The organism is Cytobacillus kochii, from assembly GCF_020171845.1.
Taxonomy (GTDB): Bacteria; Bacillota; Bacilli; order Bacillales; family Cytobacillaceae; genus Cytobacillus; species Cytobacillus kochii.
Genome location: NZ_JAIVAM010000002.1, coordinates 212283 through 225754, shown reverse-complemented (window position 1 = coordinate 225754; position 13472 = coordinate 212283). Strand labels below are relative to the sequence as shown.

The window sequence follows — 13472 nt, the reverse complement described above, 5'->3', positions numbered from 1 at the left end:
AATGAAGAAGACAATATTCCTTCATATAATCTGCAAATTTACGATTTATAATAATTGCAAATCCATTAAAGGAGATGACCTAAATGAAAAAGCAACTAACCTTTGGAATAATTGCCTTGTTGGCAATGGTATTTTTAGCTGCTTGTACTAACAACAATGATCCATCACCAACTAATGATGAAACGAACGAACAAGAAGAAATGAATCATGAAGAGATGGACCATGAAGGAATGGATCATTCTAGTGATGGTGAAATCCCGGAAGGCCTAGAAAAAGCGGATGAACCCACTTACGCTGTGGGATCTACAGTTACAATAAAAAATGGACATATGGAAGGCATGGAAGGTGCGGAGGCAAAGATTGTTGGCGCTTATAATACAACCGCTTATGCCGTAAACTATACCCCTACTTCTGGTGGTGACCCTGTGAAAAATCACAAATGGATTATTCATGAAGAGCTTGAAGAGCCAGGTGAAGCACCATTACGAGAGGGAGAAACCGCTGTGACTACCGCTGATCATATGGAAGGTATGAAGGGCGCCGAAGTAGACATCGCTTCAAGTGAAGACACAACCGTTTATATGATTGACTATACGCCAACCAATGGTGTGGAAAAAGTCAAAAACCATAAATGGGTTACGGAAGCTGAACTAGAAAGATAAGGGTGAGCAAATCGGTTCTAGTATAATCTAAAGTGGAATCATAGCATAATATCTTGTCCACATACCTTTTAGCAATCGCCAAGAGTTATGTGGACTTGCTCATTCTATTCTGGTGTATCCACTTGAGTGGATATTTTCTATTTACCTATCCCTTATGTTTTCACGTGTCCTATATTATATTAGTTTGAGTTCTATCATCTGCCTTTATAGACATCCCTTAAAAACAGGGTTTTAAAAAAAATAGATTGTTCTGTTTTTATTCAATTCTTTTAAAATAATTTCCCCATATAATACTCATCATAATATTCCCCGTCCATTAATAACGATCTTCGTTTCACCCCTTCTACTTCAAAACCTATTTTTTTGTATAGCGCTAGTGCTGCTTCATTTTCTGATACTACTGTCAATTCAATCCGCATGATAGCTTCTTGATTGGCCCATGCCAGTACCGCCTGTAATAATTGTCCTCCAACTCCCATTCCTCTGTAATCTTTATGAACACCGACAACAATACTCGCACAATGTTTTTTCCTTCGTACCGTTTCTTTGATCACAAGTGTATACCCAATCAATCGTTCTCCATCTTCGGCACCAATAACCGTTATATGATCTCTATTAATAATGGCCTCTGCCCCTTCAACTGTTAAAGTTCTTTCCCCTGCTTCCATCAACATATAAGGACTGCTTGCCTCTACATCCTTCATTAATTGTACAAGTTGTTTCGCATCATCTACGGAAAGCTCTTTGATTATCATTCAAAACTCCACCCTTTCTCGATATAACTAGTCAAGAATATGTACATTCTTACCTTCTAACGATTCAATATGGCCATTTTTCAAATAAACACTTGCTTCATCATCCAAGCCCAACCCCTTCTCTGTCTTCGTTTCAGTCATCACAGCAAGTAGGTTCTGCTTTTCATTCCATTTTGTATAATGAGCAGCGATAATATAATCTTGTAAGATACCTAAGCCATTTAAAACCATCAGCTTATCTCCTTTATAATCGCTCGGGGAAACCATACAATATTCTGAGCAGATCAAAGCACCGGCAGAAAAGCCTGCGATTGGCACTCCTTCTTGAAAGAGTTGCTTTATTTCCTCCCCTACCCTTTTAGTTACGATATAGTGATGATAGGAAAGTGTGTCACCGCCACATATAATAATGCCAGTTATTTTTTCACTACGGATTGATTTCGTCTCTTCTAATAAATAATAGCGAAAATCAGTTACACCTTCTTCTTCTAAAATATGCTGATATTTAGGCATATAAGTTTGCCAGCCTTTACGATTTAAACAAAATATCGCCACATGTCCATTTTTTTGATTACAGAGACTAGCAAACTGCTTTCCATGAATTCTTCCAAAGGGCGGACTTCCACCAAATAAAAATAAATGTTGATCCATAAACACTCCCCCCCCGTTTCTTCAACTTTTCTTTTACATTACGAATTCTATTCTTAAGCAAACATTAGCATAATGAATAAATAAAAAGTTTTTTTCCGCACAAACTTTTTCTATGAGATCAATCGTCTATCCATTGTACAAAGTTTTTTAAAAGGAGCTCCTTGAAAGATGAATAACCAAAATTTGTTTGTACAAATGATTGAAGAGCATAAACAAGATTACTACCGGCTTGCTTATAGTTATGTTAGAAACCAAGCAGATGCCTTAGATATTGTCAGTGAATCCATTAAAAAAGGATTGCTTTCAATGAATAAATTAGAAAATGTAGATGCATTAAGAAGTTGGTTCTATAAGATTATCGTACGTACATCGCTCGACTTCTTAAAAAAGCATAAACGCATGACTGTATCAGATCATGACACAATCACCTATTTGCAAAGTGGAGAACATGATGATTATATGCATTTTGACTTACATGATGCATTGGCACAATTGCCCTTACAATATAAAACGGTCATTTTACTACGCTATTTTGAAGACTTAAAGATTCAAGAAATTGCTACTGTAATAGATGAAAATGTCAATACAGTCAAGACACGATTATATCGCGGCTTAAAATTATTAAAGCTTGAACTGACAGAAGGAGATGAAATGGATGAGTAACCGACTGAAAGAATGGCGTAGACAATATAATGATATACCTATACCAACAGAATTAGATGATATTATAGAAAGTGCACTAACTGGTCACACTCCACAAAAGCATATGAAAAAGCGTTGGATATGGCCAACTAGTATTGTGGCAGCTGCGAGTATTTTTACAGCAACAGTAAACTTTAGCCCTCAAGCGGCAAAAGCAATGTCAGAAGTACCTATTTTAAAACAAATTATTGAGGTTATTACCATTGATAAAATACACGAGGAACAAGAAAGTAAATCCATTGATGTAGAGATACCAGAAATCTCTGGTCTAGAAAATCACCAACTAGAAACTCATTTAAATCAAGCTTTTCTTGAAAAAGGAAAGCAATTATATCAAGAATATACGGATAGTAACGGTCATCTAGCTATTCAAAGTGATTACTCCATTGTGAATGAAAATAATCAGATACTTTCTATTGAACTTAATACGTTTAAAGCTGAAGCATCTGGATACGAACAAAAAGATTACCTTACGATTGATAAAAAATTACAAACCGTTATTACTTTACCTAGTTTATTTACTTCAGAAGCATATGTAGAGGTAATAAGTGAAGAAATTAAAAAGCAAATGAAGCAGAATATGGCCAATGATGAAAATCTTATTTATTGGCTAGATGATGTCGAATCATTTACAACTATTAATCGCGATCAACCATTCTTTATCAACGAAGATAACCACCTGATCATCTCTTTTGATGAATATGAAGTGGCACCTGGTTATATGGGCGTTGTTCAGTTTGAAATACCAACTGAAATCATCAATGAAATACTAGTAAGTGACCGTTATATAAACTAAGTATGATTTGAATAAATAGAAATGAGGCCTCTCCTACTTATAAAAGAGGGGTCTTACTTTTTGGGAAGAAGCCATAATTGTAAACTTGAATTTCAAATGACCATTTCAAGCTTCTTTTCTCCTGTTAACTGCTTATTTTTCCCTATTAAACAGGACTTTTCCCCCTTATAATATATCATTCTTTCCACCTATCCAAATCATTACATAATAAGAGTAAAATGAATAATTGTAGTGCTTTTTTATCGCTATTCTGCAAATTTTTTTACAAGCTTTTTGAAACTAATTACGACATAATCATCGTCTATTTTATATACATGAAGTTTAATAGAAAATAAGTAAATAATTTATAGGTTCACTTTAAAACGGAGGAAGATTCCCTCCGTCAGCTAGAGTTTAATTGCATCAAAAATGGAGGACGTACATATGAAAAAAAAGACACACACACATTATATTACCGGGCTCGACGGACTGAGAGCGATTGCAGTCTTAGCCGTCATCGCCTATCACTTTCGCTTTGATTGGGCAGAAGGTGGATTTTTAGGCGTTAGCCTTTTCTTTGTTCTATCTGGCTACCTTATTACTTCCACTCTATTACCGGATCAAAACAAAAGCATGAAATTAGATTTGAAGAAGTTCTGGGTTGGCCGTGCTCGCCGCTTATTACCCGCTTCTTATGCAATGATTTTTATTACCTTTGTGTGGGTCGTTCTTTTTCATCAAAACTTGTTATCCGTTATGCGTGGCGATGCGCTAGCTTCTATATTTTATGTAAGTAACTGGTGGTTTATTTTCCACGAGGTTTCCTATTTTGATAGTTTTGCAGCTCCATCTCCAATAAAAAACCTATGGTCACTGGCGATTGAAGAACAATTCTATCTATTATGGCCACTTGCCCTAACGGCTCTAATTTATATTTTCAAGCACCGAGCAACTGTTTCAAAGATTATCTTTTTAGGCGCTTTATTATCTTGTTTATGGATGTCATTACAATATGATCCCAATGGTGATCCTAGCAGAGTTTATTATGGGACTGATACACGTTCATTTGAATTATTAATTGGTTGTTGGCTAGCACTTGTTTGGCCAATGAAAAGGCTATCAGCTAAGAAGCTATCACCCCAACTAAAACAAACGCTTAATGTAACTAGTGTCGGTGCGCTAGTGATTTTGTTACTATGCATGTTCACCATTAATGAATATAATCCGTTTCTTTATGTTGGGGGCTTGTTCCTTATTGCCCTCCTATCAGCGGTTGTTATTGCTTGTGTCTGTCACCCATCAAGTATATTAAGCAAGTGGCTATCATGGAAGCCACTTAGGTGGATTGGTACACGCTCATATGGTATTTATTTATGGCATTATCCAATTATTATTTTAACAACGCCTCTCGACCAAATAGCGGCACCGCAGTTATGGAGAGTGCTATTACAGCTCATCGCTATTTTTGCAATAGCAGAAGTTTCCTACCGATTCTTAGAGCAACCGATTAGAAAGTATGGTTTTAGAGCATTCTTTAAAAATTTCAAGAAAATAAATCCGCTCAAATGGAAAAGTTTAAATGTACAGTGTAGAGTTGGTGCAGCTTTTGTTCCATTAGTAGCTATTATCTTTATTGCTGGTATGACGGGCGTTGTCAAGGGCGAAGAGCAAGAAGAGAAACCAACAGAGTTAGTTATTTCCCAAGAAAACAGTGAAGATCAACCGAAAGAAGAAACGAAAGAAGAAGCTTCGAATGTTCCAGAGAAAAATGACTCCTCTGAAGAAGCTCCAGAGGAGAAGACAGAAGATACGGAAGAAGTTGAGAATGAAGCAGAAAAACAGGCAGAGCCACTCCCTGCCGCTGAGCATTATAACCAAATTCTGGCCATTGGTGATTCATTAATGCTTGATGTTGCACCAAGTCTACAGCTACGCTTTCCTGCTATTACGATTGATGCAAAGGTAGGGCGTCAAGTTCATCAAGCAGTCGATGTTAGCCAGCAATACACTTCCTTTAACCAAAAAGGAAATGCAATCATTTTCATGCTTGGTACAAACGGCTTTTTCCGTGAAAAGCATTTAGATGAACTGGTTGATTTATTTAGTGAAGCAGATATTTACCTTGTAAATACAAAGGTACCACGTTCATGGGAAGAAGATGTAAATAAAGCTTTATTGGAAAAAGCGGAAGTTGAAGACCATGTCACACTAGTCGATTGGCACAAACTCGGAGAAAATCATCCCGAATACTTCGGAGGTGATGGCGTCCATGTAGGAAAAACAGGGGCAGAATCACTAGCTGAGCTAATCGAAACAGAAATGAATAACTATATTGGAGCATCCAAAGAAGAAAAATAATCAACAAAGTGTCGCTGAACCTAAAAATGTTCAGCGGCCTTTTTATATCAGTTGCATGCTAATTGTTGAACCATTGTGGAGAGTGAAATTCCGAGAAAAAATATAGAAGTGTTTTTTCGGGTGCCTATTCTAAAATGGTGAGCTATGGTAACCCGTTTGCTCGTTCACCTGGTGGAGAATCTTCAAAGTAAATATCTGCATCTATTGAGAGAGGTAACAAGAAAAAGTTGCTCCAGTTAAAACTAGGCAAATACTTACCTCCAGCGAACTCCTATCTATTCTCACCTCTATGTTTGTCCTATCTGTTTTCCTATTTCAAGCACCGGTTTCCGGTCAACGTAATGTGTAAATCACTTTTGCTTTGCTTTCGTTTACTATTTCTCGTCTGAGTGAATCGCCATACCCTTTTGCTCAGCTTTCATTTCCTGTTTTCTGTCTCAGTGACTCGCAAACACCATTTGCTCTCCTCTCGTTTCCTATTTCTCATCTGAGCGACTTGCTGACGCTATTTGCTCACCTCTCGTCTCCTGTTTTCCACCTGAACGACTTGCAAACACCATTTGTTCACCTCTCGTTTCCTGTTTTCCATCTGAGCGACTCGCAAACACCATTTGCTCTCCTCTCGTTTCCTGTTTTCCACCTGAGCGACTTGCTGACGCTTTTTGCTCTCCTCTCGTTTCCTATTTTCCATCTGAGCGACTCGCAAACACCATTTGCTCTCCTCTCGTTTCCTATTTTCCATCTGAGCGACTTGCTGACGCTTTTTGCTCACCTCTCGTCTCCTGTTTTCCACCTGAGCGACTCGCAAACACCATTTGCTCTCCTCTCGTTTCCTATTTTCCATCTGAGCGACTCGCAAACACCATTTGTTCACCTCTCGTTTCCTGTTTTCCATCTGAGCGACTCGCAAACACCATTTGCTCTCCTCTCGTTTCCTGTTTTCCACCTGAGCGACTTGCTGACGCTATTTGCTCACCTCTCGTTTCCTATTTTCCACCTCAGCGACTCGCAAACACCATTTGTTCACCTCTCGTTTCCTATTTTCCATCTGAGCGACTCGCAATCGCTATTTGCTCACCTCTCGTTTCCTGTTTTCCATCTGAGCGACTCGCAAACACCATTTGCTCACCTCTCGTTTCCTATTTTCCATCTGAGCGACTCGCAAACACCATTTGCTCTCCTCTCGTCTCCTGTTTTCCACCTGAGTGACTCGCAAACACCATTTGCTCTCCTCTCGTTTCCTGTTTTCCATCTGAGCGACTCGCAAACACCATTTGCTCTCCTCTCGTTTCCTGTTTTCCACCTGAGCGACTTGCTGACGCTTTTTGCTCTCCTCTCGTTTCCTGTTTTCCACCTGAGCGACTCGCAAACGCTATTTGCTCACCTCTCGTTTCCTGTTTTCCACCTGAGCGACTCGCAAACACCATTTGCTCACCTCTCGTTTCCTATTTTCCATCTGAGCGACTCGCAAACACCATTTGCTAAAGCTTTCATCCCTATTTCTCTTTTTAAATGAGACACAAACCACTTTTGCCTTATCAACTAAAATATACATGTGTATCTTCCAATGGAAGCGATTAGCCTACCTGCAACTACAAAAGTGCCTCACCCACTACTACTTCTATAAGCTATTTGTTGAGAACTTATTTTTCGCATACATATAAGTCACTGCCAATGCTAAAACGAGTACAGTTCCTTTAATAATATCAAAAGCATAATAGGGTAGATTCAAGATAGTTAAACCATTTAATAATACGCCAATGACTGCTGCGCCAAAAAATGTACCTAACGCATTTGGTTTTCCAGCCCCTAGTACCGAGTAGCCAACAAATACAGCTGCAACAGCTTCCATCAGGAGTGGTGCACCTGCATCGATTTGCCCTGATCCTACCCTAGAAGTAAATAAAATGCCTGCTATGCTAGCAAAAATTCCTGAAATCACATAAGCCATGCATTTGATTTTCTTTACTTTTACACCAGATAAGGTCGCAGCTTCGGCATTCCCCCCAGTCATATAAAAAATTCTGCCCCATCTCGTATAATTTAAAAAACAGTAGGACGCTAACACTAGAATAATCATGATCCATACAGGTACGGGGATACCTAATAAATGGCCTTGACCAATCCATAGAAAGGCATTAGAAAACTCACCAATTGCTGTCCCACCAGATGTCAGTGGCATATGGTTATAAATAGAGTATCCTTCTGTATAAGTCCGATATAATCCCGCTACGATGTACATACTGCTCAATGTTGCTAATAAATCGGGAATACCTATCACAACAATTAAGAACGAATTAAATAATCCAACTAAAACTCCAACGATAATTGGTAATAGTAGAACTAACCATAGAGGTAAATCATACCAAACCATCAATGAAGCAGTAAAAACAGTTGCTAATGACATCGTGGAGCCAACAGATAAATCAAAGCCGTCAACTACTAATGTAAATGTGACCCCGAGCGCGAGCACAGTGACAATCGAAATGGAACGTAATATATCTGAAAAATTATCATAGGTTAAAAAGAATGGGCTCACACTTGTAAAATAGAAAATAATAAGAATAAGTAAAGTAATTGCCCCGTATTTAAATAGAAATGCGATCAATTGGTCCTTCATGATTGACTTCCTTTCCACCACTTGCATATAACAGAATCTTTTCTTGCGTTGCCTCTTTTTGCGCAAACTCTTTCACGATTTTGCCATCATACATCACTAATACTCTATGGCAAACTGTTAATAATTCTTGGATTTCACTACTAAAATACAAAATGGCCTTGCCTTCCTTTGCAAGCTGTTGAATTAGTTTAAGAATCTCTCTTTTCGCACCGATGTCCACACCCTTAGTAGGCTCATCAAATAAATAAACCTTCGCTTCACTTGATAACCACTTACCGATAACGATCTTTTGCTGATTTCCCCCACTTAAATGATTCACCTCTACGTCCACATCATTTGCTTTCACCTGCAAAGTTGAAATTACTTCTTCAGTCGCTTTTCTCTCAGCCTTTCTGTTAATAAATCCCCCTTTTACGTACTTTTTTAGTTGTGGGAATGTTACATTCTTCGATATCGTTTCATTAATGAATAGACCTTCTTTCCGCCTTTCTTCAGGAATATGAGTGATACCACAAGCGATAGCAGTTTTTGGATGCTTCACTTGTATCTTCTTACCAGAGACTCTGATTTCTCCTGACGCGGCTGGTGTATTTCCAAATATTGTTTTTGCTAGTTCCGTCTTTCCCGCACCTACTAATCCCGCAATTCCTACAACTTCACCTTCATATACATTTAAACTAATATTTTGTAACTTTCCTAGATTGAGATTCTTAAGTGCTAAAACCTCTTCCCCTCGTTTATAACTGTGCAGAACGTTTCTTTCCTCATGCCATACTTCTCCAAGCATTTGTTCAATCACCATTTCCTGCGTTATCTGAGCAATTGGTACGGTTGAAATCCGACATCCGTCTCTCATAACCGTTACCACATCTGCAATGGCGAATACTTCAGGTAATCGATGTGTAATAAAAATACAACCAATTCCTTTTACTCTCAGTTGCCTAATTACATGAAATAGTTTCTCTGCTTCTCTATGTGATAATGGAGCGGTTGGCTCATCAAAAATAATGACTTTAGTCGTTTGAACTAACGCCCGAGCTATGAGAACCAATTGCTTTTTAGCAAGACTTAGCTTTGAAGCTGCTTGGTTTAGATCAATATCATTCACATCGAGTAATGTTAATGCTTCCTGCGCCTGACGATGTAGATCCTTACGAGAGAAGTACCACCCTTTCTCTTGTGAAAAGCGATCAAGCATAATATTTTCTGCTACAGTAAGCTGTGGAACAATGGCTGTATCAACCTCCTGATAAACGCAAAATATTCCTTTTTCTTTCGCGTCACTAGGGTGTTGAAAAGTTGCTTTTTCGTGGTTAATCAAAATTTCTCCTTGGTCTTGTCTATATACCCCAGAGAGAATCTTCATTAATGTACTTTTCCCAGCTCCATTTGCTCCAAGCAAGGCATGTATTTCTCCTTTATGAACCACTAATTCCCCGTTCTTTAATGCCGTAACTTTTCCAAAACTTTTACTCATCTTTTTCATTTCCAAAACAACTTCACTCATTTAAAGGAGACCCCCTCCATAGATAGGAAAACCGACTCTCTAAAAGTCGGTTGACTAGCTACAAACCATTTCATTCAATTGCCCTCAAGTGCTTTTAGTTCTTCCGTATAGCCTTGTTCACTTTCTCCCCAACCATCTATATATTCATGCAGTTCATTTGTTGTAATGGCCTCATCAGGTAATTGACTTTTCTCTACAAAAACAGGATCAAGGATAACTTTTTCTTTTGGAGAATCACCATTTAATTTTTGGTACAAATATCGAACTTGAATACGACCAATATCTTTTGGATCAACGGCAGCTGTCGCTTCCCATGAACTGTTTTCTTTTTGTATCAGTTGCAGATCCTCGTCACTCATATCAATCCCGTAGACTTTAATATCTTCTCTTCCTGCCTGCTCTAGCGCTCTGACAGCTCCTTTAGCAAACTCATCCCACGCTGCCCAAACTGCTGTTATTTCACCTTCATTTGGATATTGTTTTAGGATTGCTTCCATTTGTGCTTGAGTATCTAATGCTGTATTGTCGGTGGCAGCACCAAATGCTGCTACTTCCTTAATATCTGTATTCTCTTTTAAAAATTGTTCGTAAGCTACTTGTCTTCTTTCCATCGGTGCAAATCCAGCTACCCAAATCTTAACAATATTCGCTTTTCCTCCTGCATCTGCAGCAAGCTTGGTTAATGTCAACTTCGCCATTTCTTCATCGCCTTGTTGAAGTACAGTTACATCTTTCACTGCAATATCAGCATCAAAGACCACTACAGGTATATTTTGCGCAGCCGCTTTTTCTACTCCTTGCGTTAACGCTTCCTTCGTTCCATGATCAATTAATATTCCATCAAATTTTTGATTAATCGCTGCATCTAAATTGGAAGCCATTTTTGCTAAGTCACCTTCAGAAGTAAATACTTGAACGGTTCCACCAAACTTTTCTACCTGTTCTTTTACCCCTTCAATATATTGTGCAGAAAAAGTTCCTAAATTAATTTGCATGATTAGTGCGATTTTTTTATTAGCTAACGGATGTACACTATTCTCTTTAGTTGATGCAGTTGCTTCACTACTTGAATTGCTTCCTTTTGGCTGGCAGCCTGCCAAGATTAAAATAAAAATAATAAGAAACGCTAATAGTATACGATTGTTCTTCATGCCCTAACTCCCTCTTCTGCTTTATTCAATTGTGCCAATTTGTTTCGATCAGCTTCAAAAATACCTTTTTCAGTAATGATTGCAGTGATTAAATTAGCAGTTGTCACATCAAACGCCGGATTAAACACTTTCGTTCCTTCTGGTGTGATTTGGTTTGGTCCTAGATGAGTCACCTCTTCTGGCAACCTCTCCTCAATCGGAATATCTGCCCCTGATGCAATAGAAAAGTCAAATGTTGACAATGGCGCAGCTACATAGAAAGGAATTTGAAAGTAGTTTGCTAGAATAGCTAGTTGCCATGTACCGATTTTATTCGCTGTATCTCCATTGCTGGCAATACGATCTGCCCCGACTATAATCGCTTCAATCCCCTTTGTTGCTATTGTATGAGCAGCCATATTATCAGTAATGACTGTTACATCCACATTGGACTGTTGAAGTTCCCAAGCAGTTAGGCGCGCTCCCTGAAGAACCGGTCTCGTTTCACAAGCATATACTTGAAAGTCAACACCCTTTTCCTTACCTAAATGAAACGGCGCTAGCGCTGTACCATATTTTCCCGTAGCAATCGTCCCCGCATTGCAAATCGTTAATACCTTTTTCCTTCCATTCAATAGACTTAGTGCATTTTCGCCAATTTGCCGACAAATCTCCTCGTCTTCTTGATGTATTTGCTTTGCTTCTTGCTCCAAACTGATAATTGTCTCCTCTGTTGAATACAACGTTTCTATTACTTTCATCATTCGATCCAAAGCCCAGAACAAATTAACAGCTGTCGGTCTTGAACCCGCTAGATAAAGATAATCTTCATGAATTCTAAGATGGAAAGTTTCGATGTCGACACCTTCGTATTTTTTTGCAGCAATCGCTAAACCATAAGCAGCAGTTATTCCAATAGCTGGCGCCCCTCTCACTCTCAACTGAATAATTGCCTCAAAGACATCTTCAATGGTTTCGAGTTCTATCCATCTTGTTTGATGGGGTAATAAGGTTTGATCAAGAATTTTCAATCTACCATCTTGCCATTCAATTGGTGTTGGTATACTCATGATGTATACGCCTCCAGTTCCTTAAGAAGTTGCGAGATTGTTCCTATGTTTTTGCGATTAATAATCAAGGATGAACCTAATTGAATCGTTGCCTTTTTCACATATAATCTAATTGAACTATCTTCTATTCCATCAAGATCCTTCACATGAGACAATCCGATTGTTCTCCGAATTAATTCACATCCCACTACTCCGATAGCATCTTTAAATACTTTAGCTAGAAAAGATTCTAGAGCGCCTGGTACTTTCGTAAAAGGATTAACAACAGAATTTTCCCAAGCTTCTGAAAAATATTGAGAAAACACATCCCATACTTCTTCAATCTGTTGACGAATAACGATTCTATCGTTTCCGTTTCGTACAAGTACTTGGAAAATGAGATGGGCAATATATTGACCGACATCAAATCCAATCGGACCATAAAAGCCGAACTCAGGATCAATCACCTTCGTCTCACTCTTACTCGCAAATATACTCCCTGTATGTAGGTCACCATGTAGTAAGCTCTCTGCTTCTGTGAGAAAAGCATATTTTATTTTGGCTACTTCAAGCTTCAACTTGTCATTAGCCCATAGTTGCTGAACCACTTCAGCCAACTCAGCTTCAAAATCATTCGTTTCCACATCAAAAAATGGATCGGTGAATACTAAATCCTCAGTGATTTTACATAGTTCCGGATTTGAAAATTTAGCGACCAATTTCTTTTTCTCAAACGGATGAAGAGCAAAATCTGAAGTTGAAAACAATGTCTTTGCTAGGTACTCCCCAATATGAGCTGATAACTTCGGATAATGATCCCCTTGAATCAATCCGTCTCTTACAATTGTCAGATGGGAAAGATCCTCCATCACAGTTAATGCTAGCTCTTCATCTGTTGCTAGTACTGCTGGGAGGAGGTGAGGAACGAATTCACCATGCTTCTTAAGGACTTCTGCCTCCAGTTTTGCTCGTTTAAGTGTTAGTGGCCAGCTTTCCCCGACTACTTTTGCATAAGGGAGTGCTTGCTTAATAATTACACTTTTACGATTAGAAGTAATACGGTAAACATAATTCAAATTACCATCACCAATCTCTTCCACCGTTATTTTTTCATCCGGTAAAAACAGCTTTAAACTCTTCACGTATTCACACGCAGATTCCTCTGTCAAAGCGCGGTAACCTATATTTTCTAAAACAGCCATATCTCTTCCCCCTTATTTCTTTATTATCTGTGGCACAAAACAGGGGTGACTACATGAAGAG

12 protein-coding genes are annotated in these 13472 nt (G+C 38.5%); 5 read left to right on the top strand and 7 right to left on the bottom strand.

Going from position 1 to position 13472, the window contains the following annotated elements; all coding sequences use genetic code 11:
* The first annotated feature begins 83 nt into the window (after positions 1-83).
* Positions 84-662 carry a YdhK family protein gene (locus LCM23_RS02065; protein WP_224935160.1) on the top strand — a complete coding sequence of 193 codons (579 nt, stop codon included), beginning with the start codon at positions 84-86 and terminating at the stop codon, positions 660-662.
* Positions 663-931: 269 nt separating this feature from the next.
* On the opposite strand, the gene LCM23_RS02060 is transcribed toward LCM23_RS02065, so the two are convergent.
* Positions 932-1417 carry a GNAT family N-acetyltransferase gene (locus LCM23_RS02060; protein WP_224935157.1) on the bottom strand — a complete coding sequence of 162 codons (486 nt, stop codon included), beginning with the start codon at positions 1415-1417 and terminating at the stop codon, positions 932-934.
* A gap of 27 nt (positions 1418-1444) precedes the next feature.
* Positions 1445-2068, bottom strand: a complete 624-nt coding sequence (locus LCM23_RS02055; RefSeq protein ID WP_224935154.1) for a Type 1 glutamine amidotransferase-like domain-containing protein — start codon at positions 2066-2068, stop codon at positions 1445-1447.
* A 168-nt stretch (positions 2069-2236) separates the two neighbouring features.
* On the opposite strand from LCM23_RS02055, the gene LCM23_RS02050 reads away from it, so the two are divergent.
* The 4 genes from LCM23_RS02050 to LCM23_RS02035 all read left to right on the top strand — a co-directional run bounded on the left by LCM23_RS02050 (position 2237) and on the right by LCM23_RS02035 (position 7419).
* Complete coding sequence (locus LCM23_RS02050) at positions 2237-2731, top strand: sigma-70 family RNA polymerase sigma factor (RefSeq protein WP_095370192.1); 495 nt, start codon at positions 2237-2239, stop codon at positions 2729-2731.
* Positions 2724-3566: a DUF3298 and DUF4163 domain-containing protein gene (locus LCM23_RS02045; protein ID WP_224935150.1), complete on the top strand. Its 843-nt coding sequence runs from the start codon at positions 2724-2726 to the stop codon at positions 3564-3566. Before LCM23_RS02050 ends, LCM23_RS02045 begins: the two co-directional genes overlap by 8 nt.
* A 423-nt stretch (positions 3567-3989) precedes the next feature.
* The gene (locus LCM23_RS02040; protein WP_224935147.1) at positions 3990-5903 is read left to right on the top strand and encodes an acyltransferase family protein; all 1914 of its coding nucleotides are present in this window, start codon (positions 3990-3992) and stop codon (positions 5901-5903) included.
* Between the two features lie 361 nt (positions 5904-6264).
* Complete coding sequence (locus LCM23_RS02035) at positions 6265-7419, top strand: hypothetical protein (RefSeq protein ID WP_224935144.1); 1155 nt, start codon at positions 6265-6267, stop codon at positions 7417-7419.
* A 105-nt stretch (positions 7420-7524) separates the two neighbouring features.
* On the opposite strand, the gene LCM23_RS02030 is transcribed toward LCM23_RS02035, so the two are convergent.
* From LCM23_RS02030 to mtnK, 5 genes are all read right to left on the bottom strand, one after another.
* Positions 7525-8523, bottom strand: coding sequence for an ABC transporter permease (locus LCM23_RS02030; protein WP_224935141.1), 999 nt, complete (start codon positions 8521-8523; stop codon positions 7525-7527).
* Positions 8492-10030: a sugar ABC transporter ATP-binding protein gene (locus LCM23_RS02025; RefSeq protein WP_224935139.1), complete on the bottom strand. Its 1539-nt coding sequence runs from the start codon at positions 10028-10030 to the stop codon at positions 8492-8494. Before LCM23_RS02025 ends, LCM23_RS02030 begins: the two co-directional genes overlap by 32 nt.
* Positions 10031-10104: 74 nt before the next feature.
* Positions 10105-11181, bottom strand: coding sequence for a sugar ABC transporter substrate-binding protein (locus tag LCM23_RS02020; protein ID WP_095370200.1), 1077 nt, complete (start codon positions 11179-11181; stop codon positions 10105-10107).
* Positions 11178-12230, bottom strand: coding sequence for an S-methyl-5-thioribose-1-phosphate isomerase (mtnA, locus tag LCM23_RS02015; RefSeq protein ID WP_224935136.1), 1053 nt, complete (start codon positions 12228-12230; stop codon positions 11178-11180). The genes LCM23_RS02020 and mtnA overlap by 4 nt, the downstream gene beginning before the upstream one ends.
* Entirely contained in the window at positions 12227-13411 is a 1185-nt protein-coding gene (gene mtnK, locus LCM23_RS02010) for an S-methyl-5-thioribose kinase (RefSeq protein WP_224935134.1), read from the bottom strand. The genes mtnA and mtnK overlap by 4 nt, the downstream gene beginning before the upstream one ends.
* Positions 13412-13472: the final 61 nt, after the last annotated feature.